This window comes from Micromonospora sp. LH3U1 (assembly GCF_028475105.1).
In the GTDB taxonomy this organism is placed as follows: domain Bacteria; phylum Actinomycetota; class Actinomycetes; order Mycobacteriales; family Micromonosporaceae; genus Micromonospora.
In genome coordinates, this window is sequence record NZ_CP116936.1 from 7,022,960 (window position 1) to 7,041,529 (window position 18,570).

Annotated in this window: 15 protein-coding genes; 7 read left to right on the top strand and 8 right to left on the bottom strand. The window is 71.2% G+C overall.

Translation table 11 applies throughout. The features are described 5' to 3' along the window. Window positions 1-3 precede the first annotated feature (3 nt). Both PCA76_RS32330 and PCA76_RS32335 read left to right on the top strand, forming a co-directional pair. On the top strand, window positions 4-1,248 hold the full coding sequence (locus tag PCA76_RS32330) for a metallophosphoesterase (protein ID WP_272614307.1): 1,245 nt from the start codon (window positions 4-6) through the stop codon (window positions 1,246-1,248). 61 nt (window positions 1,249-1,309) lie between these two features. After that, complete coding sequence (locus tag PCA76_RS32335) at window positions 1,310-4,501, top strand: UvrD-helicase domain-containing protein (protein ID WP_272614309.1); 3,192 nt, start codon at window positions 1,310-1,312, stop codon at window positions 4,499-4,501. A 141-nt stretch (window positions 4,502-4,642) separates the two neighbouring features. Here the strand turns inward: PCA76_RS32335 and PCA76_RS32340 are convergent, their stop codons facing one another. Next, a complete protein-coding gene (locus PCA76_RS32340) occupies window positions 4,643-5,296 on the bottom strand; it encodes a prepilin peptidase (protein ID WP_272614310.1) in 654 nt (217 codons plus the stop codon). 10 nt (window positions 5,297-5,306) lie between these two features. After that, window positions 5,307-6,311: an EamA family transporter gene (locus tag PCA76_RS32345; RefSeq protein WP_272614311.1), complete on the bottom strand. Its 1,005-nt coding sequence runs from the start codon at window positions 6,309-6,311 to the stop codon at window positions 5,307-5,309. Window positions 6,312-6,746: 435 nt separating this feature from the next. Between PCA76_RS32345 and PCA76_RS32350 the strand changes: the two genes are divergently transcribed. The 3 genes from PCA76_RS32350 (at window position 6,747) to PCA76_RS32360 (ending at window position 9,398) form a co-directional block, all read left to right on the top strand. Beyond that, entirely contained in the window at window positions 6,747-7,172 is a 426-nt protein-coding gene (locus tag PCA76_RS32350) for an LppU/SCO3897 family protein (RefSeq protein WP_336298085.1), read from the top strand. A 398-nt stretch (window positions 7,173-7,570) separates the two neighbouring features. Continuing rightward, window positions 7,571-8,020 carry an LppU/SCO3897 family protein gene (locus PCA76_RS32710; protein ID WP_336298086.1) on the top strand — a complete coding sequence of 150 codons (450 nt, stop codon included), beginning with the start codon at window positions 7,571-7,573 and terminating at the stop codon, window positions 8,018-8,020. 136 nt (window positions 8,021-8,156) lie between these two features. Beyond that, on the top strand, window positions 8,157-9,398 hold the full coding sequence (locus PCA76_RS32360) for an ATP-binding protein (protein WP_272614313.1): 1,242 nt from the start codon (window positions 8,157-8,159) through the stop codon (window positions 9,396-9,398). 24 nt (window positions 9,399-9,422) lie between these two features. Here the strand turns inward: PCA76_RS32360 and PCA76_RS32365 are convergent, their stop codons facing one another. After that, complete coding sequence (locus PCA76_RS32365; protein WP_272614314.1) at window positions 9,423-9,971, bottom strand: GNAT family N-acetyltransferase; 549 nt, start codon at window positions 9,969-9,971, stop codon at window positions 9,423-9,425. 134 nt (window positions 9,972-10,105) lie between these two features. Between PCA76_RS32365 and PCA76_RS32370 the strand changes: the two genes are divergently transcribed. Both PCA76_RS32370 and PCA76_RS32375 read left to right on the top strand, forming a co-directional pair. Further along, on the top strand, window positions 10,106-10,651 hold the full coding sequence (locus PCA76_RS32370) for a DoxX family protein (RefSeq protein WP_272614316.1): 546 nt from the start codon (window positions 10,106-10,108) through the stop codon (window positions 10,649-10,651). Between the two features lie 215 nt (window positions 10,652-10,866). Further along, window positions 10,867-12,333: a glycosyltransferase 87 family protein gene (locus PCA76_RS32375; protein WP_272614317.1), complete on the top strand. Its 1,467-nt coding sequence runs from the start codon at window positions 10,867-10,869 to the stop codon at window positions 12,331-12,333. Window positions 12,334-12,343: 10 nt separating this feature from the next. On the opposite strand, the gene PCA76_RS32380 is transcribed toward PCA76_RS32375, so the two are convergent. The 5 genes from PCA76_RS32380 to PCA76_RS32400 all read right to left on the bottom strand — a co-directional run bounded on the left by PCA76_RS32380 (window position 12,344) and on the right by PCA76_RS32400 (window position 18,434). Then, window positions 12,344-12,772 (bottom strand): molybdenum cofactor biosynthesis protein MoaE, encoded by a 429-nt coding sequence (locus PCA76_RS32380; RefSeq protein WP_272614319.1) that lies wholly within the window; start codon window positions 12,770-12,772, stop codon window positions 12,344-12,346. Beyond that, the gene (locus tag PCA76_RS32385) at window positions 12,769-14,025 is read right to left on the bottom strand and encodes a molybdopterin molybdotransferase MoeA (protein ID WP_272614321.1); all 1,257 of its coding nucleotides are present in this window, start codon (window positions 14,023-14,025) and stop codon (window positions 12,769-12,771) included. The genes PCA76_RS32380 and PCA76_RS32385 overlap by 4 nt, the downstream gene beginning before the upstream one ends. Before the next feature lie 95 nt (window positions 14,026-14,120). Beyond that, entirely contained in the window at window positions 14,121-14,591 is a 471-nt protein-coding gene (locus PCA76_RS32390) for a MogA/MoaB family molybdenum cofactor biosynthesis protein (protein WP_272614322.1), read from the bottom strand. After that, window positions 14,588-15,079, bottom strand: a complete 492-nt coding sequence (gene moaC / locus PCA76_RS32395; protein ID WP_272614323.1) for a cyclic pyranopterin monophosphate synthase MoaC — start codon at window positions 15,077-15,079, stop codon at window positions 14,588-14,590. The genes PCA76_RS32390 and moaC overlap by 4 nt, the downstream gene beginning before the upstream one ends. Before the next feature lie 286 nt (window positions 15,080-15,365). Next, window positions 15,366-18,434, bottom strand: coding sequence for an AfsR/SARP family transcriptional regulator (locus PCA76_RS32400; RefSeq protein WP_272614325.1), 3,069 nt, complete (start codon window positions 18,432-18,434; stop codon window positions 15,366-15,368). Between the last annotated feature and the right edge of the window lie 136 nt (window positions 18,435-18,570).

The window sequence follows — 18,570 nt, forward strand, 5'->3', positions numbered from 1 at the left end:
CACATGTTGGCGGTTCTGGGGTTCGTGGCTGTCCTGGCGCTGGCCGTCGGCGGCATCCATTTCTACCTGTGGAAGCGGCTCATTCGGGACACCACCACCCCGGGCCGTTGGCGGCGGGCCGGCGCGATCGCCGCCGTGGTGTTGGCGCTCCTCGTGCCGGTCACCCTCGCCGGAACGCAGGCCGGGCTCTACTGGCTCGCCTGGCCGGGCTACCTGTGGCTCGCGCTGATGTTCTACCTGCTGGTCGTGCTGGTCGTGCTGGAAGTACCGATGCTGGTCACCCGGCTGGTGCTGCGCCGCCGGGTGGTTGCCGCGGAGCCGACCACCGCCGCGCCGGAACCGGTGCTGGTCGGTGCCGCCGGGCCGACCGAGCCGCCGGCCACCGGCGCTGTCGCGGCACCGGACCACGACCCGGCCCGTCGGCTGCTGCTGGCCCGTGGGGCGGCCATCTTCGCCGGCCTCACCGCCACGGGCATCACGGGGTACGGCATCCGCACGGCGCTCGGCCCGCCACGACTCGACCGGGTGCAGATCCCGCTCGCCAAGCTCCCCCGCAGCATGGATGGCCTGCGCATCGCCACCGTCTCCGACATCCACCTCGGCCCGCTGCGCGGTCGGGCACACACCGAGCGGATCGTCGCCGCGATCAACCGGCTCGACGCGGACCTGGTCGCGGTTGTCGGGGACCTGGTCGACGGCTCGGTCGCCGAGCTCGGCTCGGCCGCCGCGCCGCTGCGCGACCTGCGTTCCCGGTACGGCAGCTTCTTCGTCACCGGCAACCACGAGTACTACTCGGGGGTGGAGGAGTGGGTCCAGGAGGTCGATCGGCTCGGCCTGCGGGTGCTGCAGAACCGGCGGCAGGAGATCCAGGCCCGGGGCGGTGTGCTCGACCTGGCCGGCGTGAACGACCTGACGGCGGCGGGCACTGGCCTCGCCGCCGGGCCGGACTTCGCCGCCGCCCTCGGTGACCGCGACCCGAGCCGCCCCGTGGTTCTGCTCGCACACCAGCCGTTGGCGGCGAAGGAGGCGGCCAGGTACGGCGTCGACCTGCAACTGTCCGGGCATACCCACGGCGGGCAGATGGTGCCGTTCAACCTGGCCGTACGACTGGAGCAACCGGTGGTCAGCGGGCTCGGCGAGGTCGACGGCACCAAGGTCTACGTAACCAACGGCGCCGGTTTCTGGGGGCCGCCGGTCCGGGTCGGGGCCGAGCCGCAGATCAGTCTGGTCGAGTTGCGCTCGGCATAGCGAGCGTCACGTCCGCGCGTGGCGGCAGGCGGCCGGCGCGGCGGGCGTGACAGGATGCGGCGTGCCTCCGTTCAGCGCCGTACCCCCCGGTGGCCTCCCGCCATTCGTCGCGGACCTGCACATCCACTCGAAGTACTCGCGCGCGTGCAGCCGTGACCTCACCCTGCCGAACCTCGCGTGGTGGGCTCGGCGTAAGGGCATCGGTCTGCTCGGCACCGGCGACTTCACCCACCCCGCCTGGTACGACCACCTGCGGGAGACGCTGCGCCCGGCCGAGCCGGGGTTGTACCGGCTCGACGCCGAGGCCGAACGGGACATCGCCCGCCGGCTGCCGCCCCGCCTCGCCGGGACGGCGGAGGCGGACCCGGTCCGGTTCATGCTGAGCGTGGAGATCTCCACCATCTACAAGCGGGACGACCTGACCCGCAAGGTGCATCACCTGATCTACCTGCCGGATCTCGACGCGGTGGCCCGCTTCAACACCGCGCTCGGTCGGATCGGCAACCTCGGCTCGGACGGCCGGCCGATCCTCGGCCTGGACTCCCGCGACCTGCTGGAGATCACCCTGGAGGCCAGCCCGGACGGTTACCTGGTGCCGGCGCACATCTGGACGCCGTGGTTCTCCGCGCTGGGCTCCAAGTCCGGCTTCGACGCGATCGCGGACTGCTACGCCGACCTGGCCGAACACATCTTCGCCGTGGAGACGGGGCTCTCCTCCGACCCGGCGATGAACTGGCGGGTCGGGAGCCTGGACGGCTACCAACTGGTGTCCAACTCCGACGCGCACTCGCCACCGGCCCTGGGTCGGGAAGCGACCGTGCTGACCGCCGAACGGGACTACTTCGCCGTCCGGGAGGCGCTGCGGACCGGCGATGGCCTGGCCGGCACCATCGAGTTCTTTCCGGAGGAGGGCAAGTACCACGCGGACGGGCACCGACTGTGTGGGGTCACCTGGTCCCCGGAGCGCACCCGCGCGGCCGGCGGGCGCTGCCCCGAGTGCGGCAAGCCGCTCACCGTGGGCGTCCTCAGCCGGGTCGAGGAGCTGGCGGACCGCCCGGTGGGGCACCGGCCGGCGCACGCCCGTGATGTCACCCACCTGGTGCCGTTGGCCGAGATCCTCGGTGAGATCAACAAGGTGGGCGCCCGGTCGAAGAAGGTCGAGGGGCGACTCAACGAGTTGCTCGCCGCGCTCGGCCCGGAGCTGGAGATCCTGACCACGACGCCGCTGACCGACATCGCGCAGGCAGGTGGTGAGCTGCTGGCCGAGGGCATTGGACGGTTGCGGCGCGGCGAGGTGCACCGGGTGCCGGGCTACGACGGCGAGTACGGGGTGATCACGCTCTTCGACCCGGCGGAGCTGGGCGCCAACGCCGGCACCGCACAGGAGACGCTGTTCGACGTACCGGTGCCGGCGCAGCGGCGACCCACGGAGCCGGCGGCCCGCTCGACGGCCAAGCGCCCGGCGGTGGCGAAAGCGGAGCCGAAGCGTAAGCCGATCCCGGCTCCCGCACCGCCGATCGCGTCGCCGCCGTCTCCCCACGAACCGTTCGAGCCGATGCTCTCCGGCATGGAGGAGGTCGGCACCGGCCTGCTGGACCGGCTGGACGCGATGCAGCGGGTGGCCGCCTCCGCACCCGGCGGTCCGCTGCTCATCGTGGCTGGTCCGGGCACCGGCAAGACCCGGACGCTCACCCACCGGATCGCCTACCTGTGCGCGGAGCTGAACGTCTTTCCCGAGCACTGCCTCGCGATCACGTTCACCCGCCGGGCCGCCGAGGAGCTGCGGCACCGCCTCGACAGCCTGCTCGGCCCGGTCGCGGAGGACGTCACCGTCGGCACGTTCCACGCGCTGGGGTTGACCATTCTGCGGGAGAACGCCGACGCGGCGGGCCTGCCGGCCAGTTTCCGCATCGCGGACGACGCGGAGCGGGCGGCGGCCCGGTCGGAGGCCGGTGACGACAGCGCCGGTTACACCGCGCTGCTGCGCAAGCAGGACCTGGTCGACCTGGACGAGCTGGTGAGCCTGCCGGTGGAGCTACTGAAGGCCGATCGGAAGCTGGTCGAGCGGTATCGGGACCGCTGGCGGTGGATCTTCGTCGACGAGTACCAGGACGTCGACGCGATGCAGTACGAGCTGCTGCAGCTGCTCAGCCCGGCGGACGGCAACCTGTGCGCGATCGGCGACCCGGACCAGGCGATCTACTCGTTCCGGGGCGCCGACGTCGGCTACTTCCTGCGCTTCTCCGCGGACTTCACGGACGCCCGGTTGGTCCGACTCAACCGCAACTACCGCTCGTCGGCGCCGATCCTGGCCGCCGCGGCGCAGGCCATCGCACCGTCCTCGCTGGTCCGCGGCCGGCGACTGGACCCGGCCCGACTCGACCCGGAAGCCCCGCTGGTCGGGCGCTATCCGGCAGGTTCCGTCACCGAGGAAGCCGACTTCGTGGTCCGTACCGTCGACGATCTGGTCGGCGGGCTGTCCCACCGTTCGCTGGACTCGGGTCGGATCGACGGCCGGTCCACCTCGCTGTCGTTCTCCGACATCGCCGTGCTGTACCGCACCGACGCGCAGGCCGCGCCGATCGTGGACGCCCTGACCCGGGCCAACATTCCAGTGCAGAAGCGTTCACACGACCGACTTCGGGATCGGCCGGGGGTGGCGGCGATCGCCCGCGAGCTGCGACACGCCGACGGGTTGGCCGGCTCGCTGGCGGCTCGGGTGCGGCTGGCCGGCCAGGTGGTCGCGGAGCGGTTCGCCGTGCCCACCCTGGATGGCACCGGCACGGTACGTCCCGAGGACGTCCGCTCGGCCGTGGACCTGCTGACCCCGCTGGCCCGACGCTGCGGCGACGACCTGGAGACGTTCCTGTCGCAACTGTCCACCGGTGCGGAGGTGGACGCGCTCGACCCGCGCGCGGAGGCGGTCACGCTGCTCACCCTGCACGCCGCGAAGGGCCTGGAGTTCCCGGTGGTCTTCCTGGTCGGCGTCGAGGACGGGTTGCTGCCGCTGCGCTGGCCGGGCTCGACGACCGACGAGGACGCGGTCGCCGAGGAGCGCCGGCTCTTCTTCGTCGGCCTGACCCGGGCCCAGGACCGGCTGTACGTCAGTCACGCCGCCCGCCGCACCCGACACGGCACGGAGCGGGACTGCGCCCCGTCGCCATTCCTCAGCGTCATCGACCCAGGCCTGTTCGAGCGGTTCGGCGAGACAGAGCCCCGACGCCCCAAAGACCGCCAACTCCGCCTCATCTAACCCCCCGCCCTCTCTCCCCCCTCACCCCCACCGCCGCGCGATCTTGCACTTTCGGTCGCTGTGATACGTGGAATGCCCCTTATGTCGGGGCAGGAAGTGCAAGATCAGCGCGAAAGGGGGGAGGGGACGACGGACCAGGGGTCAGGCTAGGAGGACGGCTAGCCAGGCGCCCGCTAGCAGGGTTGGACCGAGTGGCAGCAGGGTGTCCCGGCGTACCCGCCGCGCGGCTAGCAACCCGAGCACCAGGCCACCGTGCAGCAGGTGAGGCAGGAGCAGCCCGGCCAGCAGAGCGTCCCGGCCCAGCCAGCCGAGCGGCAGGCCGAGAACGGCGGCGAGCTTCACGTCCCCGAAGCCCAACCGGGAGCCGGGCAGCAGGGCCAGCAGCACGTGCGCTGAGCCAGCGACCGCCGCGCCGGCCAGCGCGCCGAGTAACCGGCCGGGAGTGCCGGCCAGCACCGCCGCAGCGGTCAGACCACCGAGGGCCAGCACCCCGGCGACGAGGACCAACGGGTCAGGCAGCCGCAGGCAGGCCAGATCGACCACGGCCAGCACCAGCCCCACCGCCGCAACCGCGAGGAAGACCGGCAGCGCAGGGTCGTCACCCCGGGCGACCGCGAGCCCGGCGAACACCACGGCCGCGACCGCCGGGCTGAGCCACACCCACGCGCCCCGCCGCCGTCGCGGGCCAGCCCCCGACCTGGCCGGCCGGGTGGTGAAGCGCCGGGCCAGTCGGGGTACGACGAGGCCGACCAGCGCGCCGAGCAGCGCGACCGGCACCAGCGCAGCAGCCGACATGGGCCGGACGCTACCGGCGGTCGCTCACCGGCGAGGTCCCCGAACGTGATCCCGCGCCCGCCCGGCGGGGCCGTTCGGTGGTCACCACCAGAGCGACCCCGGCGACGATGACCGCACCGCCGAGCAGCACCTGCGGGGTGATCGGTTCGGCCACCAGCAGCGCACCGAGCGCCACCGCGACCGCCGGATTGACGTAGGCGTACGTCGACACCAGCGAGATGGGAGCGTTGTGCAGAAGCCAGACGTACGCGGTGAACGCCACCAGCGAGCCGGCCACCATGAGATAGGCCAGCGCCAGCCAGGACCGGGTGCTGACCGCCGCCGGGTGGAAATCGGCCAGCTCGCCCCGACCGGCGGCGACGACGGCCAGCAGCAACGCGCCGGCCAGCATCTCGTACACCGTGGCCACGAAGGGGTCGGCGGGCATCCGGATCCGTCCGGACAGGAACGACCCGACCGACCAGGAGGTAGCCGCCGCCACCACGGTCAACGCCCCGACCAGCGGCACCGCGTCCGAGTTGCCGGCGGGCAGCACCAGCAGGATCAGGCCAGCGAAGCCCACGGTGACCCCGGCGAACGTCCAGATCGGTGGCCGGTCCCCGCTGGCCGAGCGCAACAGCACCACGAGCAGCGGCACGGTCGCCACCAGCAACGCGGCGATCCCGGACGGCACCGCCACTCCGGGCGGCCCGGATTCGGCGAGCACCACCAGGCCGTTGCCACCCGCGAGCAGGAGCACCCCGACCAGCGCGGCGGAGCCGAGTTGCCGCCGGTCCACCCGCAGGGCCCCGGGGCCTCGGCGCAGCCGCAGCACGACCGCCAGGATCAGGCCGGCGACGGCGAACCGCAGGGCGGCCGACAGCAGTGAAGGCAGCGTCTCCACGGTGATCCGGATGGCCAGATAGGTGGACCCCCAGAGCACGTAGACCACGATCAACGCGGTCCAGATCAGGGTCGGCGCGGCGCCGGCGCGTCGGTCAGCGAGGGCTGCGGCGCTCGGTGGAGGTGAGCTCATCAGTGGACCACGCTACGGTGACGTTGGAGTCGGCGTCGCGCATTGGTGGCCGGCCTCTCACCACTTGTGCAGGAGGGCGGCATGACGAACTACGGACCACCGGGGGGCGGTAACCCGGGACCGTGGCGTGGGCAACGACCCGACGAGACGCCCGGACGGCCGGTGCAGCAGCCCTATCCGCCGGCAGTCCCGTCATACCCGCCCGCAGCTCCGTCCTATCCGCCCACCGTTCCGTCCTACCCGCCCTCGCCTCAGGGGCGACCTGGGCCGTACGGCGGCCCACCCGCCGCTCCCTACGGAGGTGGTTCAGGGTCGCCCTACGGCGACTCGTACCAGCCTGCGGGGCCGAACCCGGCGTACGGCGGGCAGCCGTACCGGCCCGACGAAGACCCGTACGGCGGGGATCCGGCACCGGGCCGACGCGGTCGGGGACCGCTGATCGCGGTAGTGGCCGTCGTACTGCTGGTGGTGGCTGCCGGCGGTGCGTTCTGGCTCCTGCGCGGGCAGGACGACCCAGCGCCGCTGGCCGCGCCGTCTGGTTCGGCCGTTGCCGGTGAGCCCAGCGCGGACGCGACCGAACCCGCACCGAGCGCCGCAGCGCCGGAGTCGTCGGCAGATCCCCGATTCGCCAAGGTCGGCCAGTGCGTCCGCAACGACGGCGCGGCGGACGGCAAGCCCAAGCTGCTGATCAGCGGCTGCGCCGCGAAGTCGTACGAGGTGCTGAGCCGGATCGACGGCCCGACCAGCGGCGAACGGGACGCGGAGGCCAAGTGCGGGAAGGTCCAGGGTTACACCAACTGGTACTTCTTCGACAGTGAGCTGGACACTCTCGACTTCGTCCTCTGCCTGAAGCAACGCTGAGACCACCCACCCTCGGGGATGACATGACGACCTACGGACCAGCGGGTTCCGGTCAGCCGGACGACCCGTACCAGCGCCCACCAACCGGTTCTGACGGCTCGCCGCCGGTCGACCCAACCGTGCCCCAGTGGGGCACCCCACCGCCCGCCGAGGATCCGACCCGCCAGCAGTGGGGGCCGCCGCCGACCGGCGCGGAGCCGCCGACCGCACCGATGTGGGGGCCGCCGCCGAACAACCCGGAACCGCCGACCGCACCGATGTGGGCACCACCGCCCACCTCGGGCCCGGGATACCCGCCACCCGGGCCGTTCCCACCGGCCGGGCCCATGCCGGGTCACGGGCCCATGCCGGGTCAGCCGCCCGCGCCGTGGGGGCAACCGCCCCCGGGCGGTTACGGGATGCCGCCCGTCGCGCCGGTGAAGAAGACCGGCCGCAAGGTCGCTCTCATCATCACGCTGGTGGTCCTGCTCCTGCTCTGCCCGTGCCTCGGCCTGGCCGGTTGGGCGGTCTGGAAGGTCGCCGATGCCAGCGATGACGCCGCACGTACGCCGTCGACGAGCGCACCGGTCGTTCCGCCCGCCCTGCCCAGCGACGCACCGAGGTCGGCCGCGCCGACTCCGGATGAGGAGTTCGCGAGGGGCGACTGCGTGGTGAACGACGGCACCGAGGACGACGCGGAGTTGCGCAAGGTGCCGTGCGGCCCGAACACCTATCAGGTGCTGCTGCGGATTCCGGCGACGACCGACGCGGACCGGTGCGACACGCTCGCGCCGCAGGCAACCGCGAACTACGTGCACGACAACTCGGTCGACCTGTTCGACTATGTGCTCTGTCTGAAGAAGCGATAGTCCCGATTGCCAAAACTAGGGCTGTCTAGCGTGGACGCTAGACAGCCCTAGTTTTCTGTCGACGGCCTCGACACGCCGGTAGCCCCATCTATGCATGTCTAGCCTCGCAGCTAGATGGCCCGATACTCTGCAATGCGTGGATCCGGTCCGCAACCCGTACGCGCCGGGCGCCGGCCAGCGTCCGCCCGAACTCGCCGGGCGGGGGCGGGAGCTGGACGTCTTCGACATCGTGCTCGAGCGCATCGCACGGGGCCGACCCGAACGCAGCCTGATGCTCACCGGCCTGCGCGGCGTCGGCAAGACGGTTCTGCTCAACACTCTCCGGTCGCAGGCCATCAACCGCCTCTGGGGCAGCGGCAAGATCGAGGCACGGCCGGACCAGTCCTTGCGTCGTCCGGTCGCCGCCGCGCTGCACATGGCGGTCCGGGAGCTCGCCCCCCGACACCGTGCGCCCGATCGGATCGACGGGTTCCTCGGCGTCCTCAAGGCGTTCGCCCAGCGGTCCGCCCCGACCGGCCGGGCCGGTGCCGCCCCGAAACTACGCGACCGGTGGCAGCCCGGCATCGACGTGCCCGCCGCCAGCGGCCGGGCCGACTCCGGCGACATCGAGATCGACCTGGTCGAGCTGTTCAGTGACGCCGCCGCAGTGGCCAGCGACGTGGGCACCGGCATCGCCATCTTCATCGACGAGATGCAGGACCTCGGCCCGGAGGACGTGTCGGCGCTGTGCGCCGCCTGCCATGAGCTGTCCCAGCTCGGCGCGCCGCTGATCGTCGTCGGCGCCGGCCTGCCGCACCTGCCGGCGGTGCTCAGCGCCGCCAAGTCGTACTCCGAACGGTTGTTCCGCTACCAGCGCATCGACCGGCTCGACCGGATCGCCGCCGACCAGGCACTCTGCGCGCCCGCCGAGCGCGAGGAGGTCGAGTACGAGCAGAAGGCACTCGACCTGCTCTACGAGAAGTCCGGCGGCTATCCCTACTTCGTCCAGGCGTACGGCAAAGCGACCTGGGATCACGCGCCGCGCTCGCCGATCACCGCCGCCGACGTGCGGGTCGCCGCGCCCGAGGCGGAAGCCGAACTGGCGGTCGGGTTCTTCGGATCCCGGTTCGAACGGGCCACCCCGGCCGAACGCGAGTACATGCGGGCGATGGCCATGATGTCCGCGGTCGAGGGCGAGTCCGGAGCGGTGGTCCGCGACGACATGGACGCCGCAGTGCCCACCGCGGAGATCGCCCGAGCCCTCGGCCGCAAACCCGCCAGCCTCTCCCCGGCCCGGGACGCGCTGATCAAGAAGGGCCTGATCTACTCCGGTGAGCGGGGCACGGTCGCCTTCACGGTCCCGCACTTCGGCCGGTACCTGCGCACCCAACCGGCCTGACCGGCACACACCGCGTCGGCGCGGTCAGACCTTCGCCCAGGGCGCCGGAAAGAGCACCTCGCCGCGAGGCGGGGGACCTTCATCACTGGTGGACGGCGGCAGCACCAGCGCCTGCCAGGGCTCACCGAGACCGGCCCACGGGCCGGACAGACCCAGCTCAGTCGCAGGGCTGAAGCCGAACCGGCGGTAGAAGGCCGGGTTCCCGAGGACCACGACCAGCCGCTCACCCAGCTCGGTGGAGGCGTCCAGGGCGGCCTGCACGACCGCCGTGCCGTGCCCGACACGCTGTCGGTGCGGCGCGACCGCCACCGGGCCGAGTGCCAGAACCGGCACGTCCGAGCCCTGCTCCGGCCGCACACGCACCCGGGTGAGCAGCGCGTAACCGACCACCTCGCCGCCGTACTCGGCGACCATGGCCAGCTCCGGAAACCAGGCGGGAGTGCCGCGCAACTCGTCGACCAGGCTCACCTCCGGCGGCGTCGCCACGTCCGGGCGGGCGAAAGCGGCGGCCAGCACGCGGCGTACCGGGCCGGCGTCGGCCGGGTCCTCAGGTCGTAGCCGCAGCGTGGTCACCCGCGCGACGTTACCCGCCACAGCCGGCGCATCCGTGACGGTCGCTCGAATCGGCGTGGCGCAGGTACACGACCACCGATCCGGATCCTGCTGTTGCCGGGGTAGCAAACGCCGCGACGGGGTATGACTGATCCATGACGCCCGTACGCTCCCTCGCCCGTGCCATGTTGAGCGGGATCTTCGTGGTCAGCGGATACCGCAACTTTCGTTCCCCGCAGCGGCTCGCCCAGAAGGCCGCGCCGGTGACCGAACGGGCGGCGCCGCTGCTGCAGAAGGTGCACCCCAGCTTCCCCACCGGGACCGAGCAGCTGATCCGGATCAACTCGGCGGTGCAGCTCGGCGCCGGGCTGATGCTCGCCACCGGGCGGCTGACGCGGCCCGCCGCGCTGATCCTCGCCGGTACGCTCGTGCCGACGACCATTGCCGGGCATCCCTTCTGGAACGACGACGACCCGGCCACGCGCGACACGAACAAGGTGAATTTCCTGAAGAACGTCGGCCTCTTCGGCGGTTTGCTGCTCGCCGCGGCCGACACCGAGGGCAAGCCGAGTCTGCGCTGGCGAACCGGCCACCGCATCGGCCACTCTCGACGTTCCATGGAGCGCGCCGTCCGGACGGCCAAGCGGGAGGCCCGGATCGCCGTCCGCTCCGCCTCCACCGCACGGCGACTCCCCGGCTGACCTGCGTCGATCCGTTCCTGTGCCACCCCCATCCCCCGCTAAGGCCGCGAATTACCTGAACCACCCGGTAGGCGTTAACGCGGTGGAAATGTCAAAAACATGTGTGGGATCGGACACGGTCGCATAACGCGGGAGGCACTGACGTGAGGCGCCGCTCTAGGCTCCGTGCAGGACCTGGACGGGTAGGACGACCTTGGTACGGGGGTGGCCACGCCATGCCGACGGCTGTCGGTAGACGGGCGGACCGCCTCGCCCCAATCCAACGTGTGACGCGCGGGATCGACCGCGTGACGCGCGGGATCGATCGCAGGAACGTCGTACGGGGCGCCATCGTGGCTGCCGTCGCCTACGCCGCATGGCTCGCCATCGGTGCTTTCGGGCGGCCGTACAACTTCTTCGACATGAAGATCTACCACGGTGCCGTGGTGTGGTGGGCGAGCGGTCACGAGCTCTACGAGTTCATCGCGCCCGGAACCACGCTCGGCTTCACCTACCCGCCGTTCGCCGGGCTGGTCATGCTGCCGATGGCGCAGCTGCCGATCGGCGCGGCCGGCCTGGTCAACGCTGGCGCCAGCATCGCCGCGTTGGCGCTGGTGCTGGCCGGGTTGCTCCGCCCGATCGTGGACCGGCTGGGCTGGCCACTGTGGTTCACGGTGGCTGTGGCGGTGCCGCTCGCGGTCGCCATCGAGCCGAGTCGGGAGACCCTTGGCTACGGCCAGGTCAACATCCTGCTGTTCGCGTTGATCATGGCTGATCTGATCGGCCTTCGCTGGCGCTCCCGCCGGGGCACCCACTACGCCGCGACGGACGGCCCCCTGCTGCGCTTCATCTACGGCGGGGCCTGGGCCGGCGTCGGCATCGGCCTGGCCACCGCGGTCAAGCTCACCCCGGCGCTGTTCATCGCCTACCTCCTGCTCACTCGCCAGTGGCGGGTGGCGGCCACTGCCATCGGCACCACGATCGGCGTGACGGTGGCGACCTTCGCGATCGTCGGCGACGAGTCGCGAACCTACTTCGGCAGCGTGCTCTGGCAGACGGAGCGGGTCGGCGCGGCAGACATGACGCCCAACCAGTCACTCGCCGGCCTACTCGCCCGGCTGTACGACTCGATCGAGACCCCCGGGCTGCTCTGGCTCGCCTTCTCGGTGCTGATCCTGGCGCTGGGCCTGTCCCGGGCGGCCAGTTCCCGCGCCGACGGTGACGAGCTGACCGCGTTCACGCTGGTCGGACTGACCGCGAACGTGATCAGCCCGATCTCCTGGACGCACCACCTCGTCTGGGTGATCCCGGCGATCATCGTGCTGGCCGACGCCGCGGTGCGCCGCCGGGAGGCGAGCCGGGGGATGCCGCTGCGCACCGGCCAGGGCCAGGTGTTCGGCGGGCTGCCCGGGGTGAACGGGCTCCGCCCGCCGATCTGGTATCCCACGCTGACCGGGCTCCGCCACGGCGTCGCCGCGATCGGGCTCTACCTGCTTTTCCTGATCTCCCCGATCTGGCCGTACGAGCACCAACTACCGGAGATGTCGCACTATCAGGATGGTCTCTTCGGTGCGCTGATGGAGAACTCGCTCGCGGTCGCGCTGATCGTGCTGGTCGCAGCCCTGCCGTGGCGCCCGGGCGCGGAGCCGGCGTTCTACGGCGACCGGCTCGCCAGAGGCGTGCTGGTCAACGGCCGCCGCTGAACGAACGCGGTCAGGGGCAGTTGACCCATTCCTCGGTGCCGTCGGTGAAGACCTGCCGCTTCCAGATCGGCAGGCGCGCCTTGACCTCGTCGACCAGTCGGGCGCAGGCCGCGAAGGCAGCCGCCCGATGCGCGGTGCTCACGGCGGCCACCAGCGCCACGTCACCGATCGCCAGCGGGCCGACCCGGTGCGACACCGCCACCGCGTAGACGTCGGGCTCTGCGGCGATCTCGGCGGCCACCTCGCGAAGCACCTGTGCGGCGCTCGGGTGTCCCTCGTATTCCAGGCTCGTGACCTGGCGGCCGTGGTCGTGATCGCGGACCACGCCCTGGAAGGAGACCACGGCGCCGGCCCGGCGGTCGGCGACCGCCGCCTCGTGCGTGGCGAGGTCGAGCGGCTGGTCGGTGATCTCGCCGAAGGTGATCGCCGGCGCGGTCACGACGCACGCTCCCCGGGAAGCAGCGGCAACGGCACGATCGGCACCCGATCGCCGGTCTTGCCGCTGGTGCCGGGCCGGATGACGGCGAACCCGTCCGCGCCGGCCAGCCCGCGCAGCATCGCCGAGCCGACGTGTCGCACCGGGGACGCGGTCCCGGCGGCCCGGTCCAACCGGACCAACGCCAGGTGGGTGTGGTCACCGCGACCGGGCACCGCCTCGGTCAACGTGGCGTGCGGCAGCACCGGCATCGAGCGGGCCTGCAGGCCGGCGAGCAGCGGGGCGACCAGCGACACCAGCGCGACGATGGCGGACTGCGGGTTGCCCGGCAGCCCCGCCACGAACCGGACCCGCCCATCGTGGCCGGACAACCGGGCCAGCAGCATCGGGAAGCCCGGCCGGACCGCCACCGTGTTGACCACGTAGTCGGCGCCGAGCGCCTCCAGGGTCGGGTGCAGGTGGTCGACCGGGCCGTTCATCGTGCCGCCGGTGGTGCACACCAGGTCGGCACTGGCCAACGCCGAGCGCAGGGCCGCCACGTGCGCGGGCAGCGTGTCGGCCACCGGGCCGACCACGTCGGATGGGCGGACCTGACAGCCGTACCGCCGCAGCCACGCCGGCACCGCAGGGCCCAGCGCGTCCCGGACCCGACCGGCCGAGGGAGGGCCCGCGGTCAGCAGCTCGTCGCCGAACACCAGCAGCGCGGCGCGCGGCGCCCGCCGGACCCGCAGGGTGTCGTGCCCGCAGGCGGCCGCCAGGCCGATCACCGCCGGGTCGACCGGCGTGCCGACCGGCAGAAGTTCCTCACCGGAGTACGCCTCCTCGCCGGGCTTCCGCCACTCGGGCGTCTCCCGGGGAGTGCCGGCGACCAGGCCCTCGACAGTCGTGGACTCCTCCACGCGCAGCACGGCGGTGGCGCCCTCCGGCACCATGGCCCCGGTCGCGATCTCGACGGTCGTGTCGTCCTCGGTGAGCGGCGCGGGGGTGCTGCCCGCCAGCACCCGGCCGACGACCCGCCACGGGCCGTCGCCGCGAACCGCCCAGCCGTCCACGCTGGAGGTCGGGAAGGCGGGCAGGTCGGTGCGGGTGGTCAACGGCTCGGCCAGGGTCGACCCGTCGGTATCGACCAGTGGTCGGGCGACGGCGGGCAGCGCGGCGGCCAACCCGACCGCGTAGACCCGCGACCGCGCTTCCTCCCACCCGGCCGGTGGGGGTGCGGCGACCCGATCCGCGGTGGGTGCGGTTTCCGTGCTCACCGACCGAGCCTAGCGGCACGGACCGACACCCGCCCGAGCCTGGCGTGCACCGGTCCGAGGTCACCGCCGCGAATTCAGTGGTCACCGCCGCGAATTCAGTGGTCTCCGCCGCGAAGCTGGTCGACGGTGTGCCCGAGGATCGGCCCGAGCACGGCCAGGCCGTCCCGGGCGCCGCCGGTCGAGCCGGGCAGGTTGACCACCAGCATCCGGCCGGCGACCCCGGCCAACCCTCGGGACAGCACCGAGGTGGGCACCCGGTCACGACTGTGCGCGCGGATCGCCTCAGCGATGCCGGGGATCTCGTAATCCAGCAGACCCCGAGTCACGTCCGGCGTCCGATCCGACGGGGTAACCCCGGTGCCACCGCTGGTCAGCACCACGTCGACCCCGTCGGCGCGGGCCGCCTGCAAGGCGATGCCGACCGGCTCACCGTCGGGCACCACCACCGGCTCGTCGACCTGGCACCCCAACTCGCGCAGACCGGCGACGAGCAACGGACCACTGGTGTCGGCGTAGACACCGGCCGCGGCCCGGTTGGACGCGACGATCACCCGGGCCCGGATCACGGCCGGTCCTCCGGCCGGACCCACTCGCCGGTCTTGCCGCCCTCCTTGCGGAGCACCCGGACCGCCTCCACCGAGGCCGCCGGGTCGACCGCCTTGACCATGTCGACCAGAGCGAGACCAGCGACGGCGACCGCCGTGAGTGCCTCCATCTCCACCCCCGTACGGTCCGCCGTGCGGGCGGTGACCGTGATCTCCACGGTGTCGGCGGTCAACCGCAGGTCGACGGTGACGCCGTGCAGGGCGATCGGGTGGCAGAGCGGGATCAGGTCCGGAGTGCGCTTGGCCCCCATGATCCCGGCCAGTCGACCGACCGCCAACGCGTCGCCCTTGGGCAGCCCGTCGCGGTGCAGCAGGTCGATGACCTCGGGCGTGGTCCGCAAACGGCCGGCCGCGACGGCCAGCCGGCCCGTCACCGCCTTGGCGGAGACGTCGACCATGCGGGCCGCGCCAGCGCGGTCGACGTGGCTGAGCTGCGCGGGTTCGGTCACGGCCGTGAGCCTATCGGTGCGGTACGACGGTGCTCGGAAGGAGCGGCGTCACACTATCCGCCGCGCCGGGTGCTGACGGCGCACCGGCGGGACGCCACTCCTTCCTCACCGACCCGCCGCCGAGGTCGCTGGGGGGACCCGGCAGCGGGTGCGTGTCGACGACCCGGTTCTGCCCAGAGGGCAGAACCTCCCCCGTTCGCCGATACGGCCGAGAAGCTACCCGGCTCGGCGATAAGAAATCGATAAGCGCCGTCCCTGCTGGTCAGCGCCCCGCGTGCACGGCGTGTCAACCCAACTCGACGAGACGGCGTTCGGCCTCGAAGCGCTCCGGCACACCCATCCGCCGGAAGATCGCCAACGCCCGCTCCCAGTGCCGCCGGGACTCGGCCGAGTCGACGCGGGCGAAGTGTTCGGCAAGCCCGGCCAAGGCTCGTCCCTGCTCGTACGGGTGTGAGATCCGAGTCGCCAACCGCAACGCCTCCCGGTGCATGTCGGCCGCCTCGCCGCCCCGCCCCTGCGCCAGCAGGGTGCGCCCGAGCTCGTTCAACGCAGCTGCCTCGACGTGTCGTTCCCCAGAACCGATCGACAACTTCCGGGCCACCTCATGCTCCTGCTGGGCCTCGACCAGACGGCCCAGACCGCGGTAGGCGATCCCGAGGTCGTTGCGCACCTCGGCCTCCGCATACCGGTGGCCGGTGCGGTCGCGCAGCGCCAACGAGGCCATGAGGATCCGGATTGCCTGCGGAAGGTCACCCATGCGGATGCGTACGGCGCCGATGTGGCTGAGTGCGTTGAGCGTGTGGAATTCGTCGGAGTTCGTCCGGGCCCACGCCAGGTGCAGGCGGTGCAGCCGTAGCGCCTCCTCGTAGCGACCCAGCGACGTCAACGCCAAACCAAGATTCGGCAGCAGCATCGGCACCCCGACGTTTCCATACACTTTGCAATCCCGCAGACAGTCGAAGCCCAGCGTCACCGCCTCGGTCAGCTGACCGCTCCACCAGTAGACAGCGGCGAGGTTGGCGCGGTATCGCGCCGCGTTCAGGACATCCGGCGAGTTGCGGGAGAGGTCGACCGCACGGGTCAGGTGGTCAAGCGCCCCCCGGTTGTCCCCGGTGCGGACGTAGGCGGAGGCCAGGTAGTTGTTCGTCAACGCCATCGCTTCGATTTCTCCCGTTGCCTCCGCCGCGCTCAGGGCATGGCGGTGGGTCAGGATGATGTCCTCGAAGTATCCGCGGATATAGCAGAACCGCCAGATTGCACGAGCCAGCCGCCACGAGTGCTCGTGAAAGCCCGACTCGAGCGCCGACAACACCATCCTGACCAGGTCTGCTCGCTCCGTTTCCAGCCAGTCCGCAGTGAGTTCGCCGATGGCTTCGACCAGCTCAGGCCTTCCGAACGGGAGGTGATTGACCTGGGACCTGATGACGCCGGGCTCCAGTGTCTCGGCGACCCTGAAGGCGGCCTCCAGCACGAAGCCGAACAGCTGTGCCAGTCCGAGCCTTCGGTCGTTGGGGGAGTCAATGCGTAAGCCCAGTTCGACGGAGTACTGGCGCATGAGGTCGTGCAGTCGATATCGCGTCGAGTCCAGGTCCTCCACCAGGTTCCTGTCGACGAGGTCCTCGAGCGCCGCACGAGCTTCCGCAACCGTCAGGCCAGTCAGTGCGGCGACTGCAGGCAGGCTGAAGCGGTTACCGGGATAGAGACCCAGAAACCGGAAGACACGCTTAGTCGAATCTGGGAGAGGCTCATAGGAAGCGGCGAAGGCGCCGGTGACAGTGCTCTCTTCCTGAGCTAGGTGGTGCAGCACCAGGGGATCGCCAGCCATTTGTTCGGCAAGGTCCGCCAACCGCCAGCCGCCCCGATGGGCCAGTCTGGCACCGGCCAGCCGAATCGCCAGGGGAAGGTGCCCACATCGCCGGACCACCTCAGAGGCAGCCTCCGGCTCCGCTTCGACCCTGACCCGACCGACGCTCAAGCCAAGGAGATCCACACTCTCCTGAGGGCTCATGACCGGCAGCGTCTGCGACGGCCCGACATCCGGGTGGGACAGACGTCGCCGCGAGGTCACCAGCACGACGGTCGTCGGCTCGGCCGGCAAGAGAGGCATGATCTGCTCGCTGCTCGCTGCGTTGTCCAGAACTATCACTGACCGCCGACGGGCCAACTCCTGTCGCCACAACTCAACTCTGGCGTCGAGTTCGACTGGAACGCGATTGGCTGGCACGCCGAGCTGTCGAAGCAGGGTGACCAGGGCACTCGCCGGCTCCACCCGGCTCTTCTCGCCATGCCCACACAGGTCGATGAACAATGCGGCATCCGGGTATCGGTCGGACAGCCGGCGCGCCAGGTGCACGGCGAGGGTCGTTTTACCACTGCCCGCCATCCCGTCGATGATGTGCACGGCTGACACTCGTTCCTCGACCCTTCGGGTCTCCGCCAGTAGTCGCGACAACACACCCTCCCGCCCGACGAAATCAGTGACCGCCCGGGGAAGGTGATCCACGGGGTCGACCCGACCCGCCTGTTCGGCGACCGCACCAACCGCGCCCGCTACGGAACCCGCTGGGCTGGTTCCCCCATCGCGGACGACGACGCGGGCCGAGCTTGGGCGCGACACCGCCGCGACAATCGACCGGCGCAACTCTCGGATGTTGCCCCCGGGATCTACTCCTAACTCCGTGATCAGTTTTGTCCGGATCTGGTCGTACGCCGCCAGCGCCTCCACGTTGTCCCCGCGCTCGTACAGAGCCCGCATGAGAAGGACGTAGGCCGGCTCGCGGAGGGGATGTCGAGCCACTACTTCACGCAGTAACGGAATCGCCAGGTCGTCCCGGCCCGATCTCAGCTGTACGTCGGCGAGAAGCTCCACGGTCAACAGCCGCTCCTCTTCGGTCGCGACGGTTCGGGCGGCAAGGACGGGTCCGAGCGGGATGCCGGCGAGCATCGGACCATGCCACCGAGCCAAGGCGCGGCCCAATAGCTCCCTCGCCTCGTCCAGATTTCCGGTCGTCAGGGCGTCCCGACCTGCGCGACGCTCCGTCTCGAAGAGAGAGACATCGATCAGATCGGGCCGCAAAACGAGCCGATAGCCGTGGCGTTGCCGCACGATAGCCCGTTGACCAGGCTGCAAAGTCTCGAAGCCTCGGCGCAGATTGGCGGCGTAGGTCCGCACATTCGCGACTGCGGATTGCGGAGGGCAATCGGGCCATAACTCATCGACAAGATCTTCCAAAGTCACCAGCTGGCCAGGCTGAACTGCGAGCATCGCGAAGACTGCCTGCTGTTTTGGCGTGCCCAGGTGCAAAGTGCGGGCGGGGAGTTGCACCGAGAGGCCGCCAAGAACTCGAATCTCCACCCGTCCCCCTACCTCAATGGCAGTGACGTATCCAGTCGATCACGCACCGAAGCTTACGGTCGCCAGCTCAACCGGCCTACCTCGCAAGCCTTAGCTCCACCTGGAATGATCTGCTCCAGGCGCTTCCTCACGAACG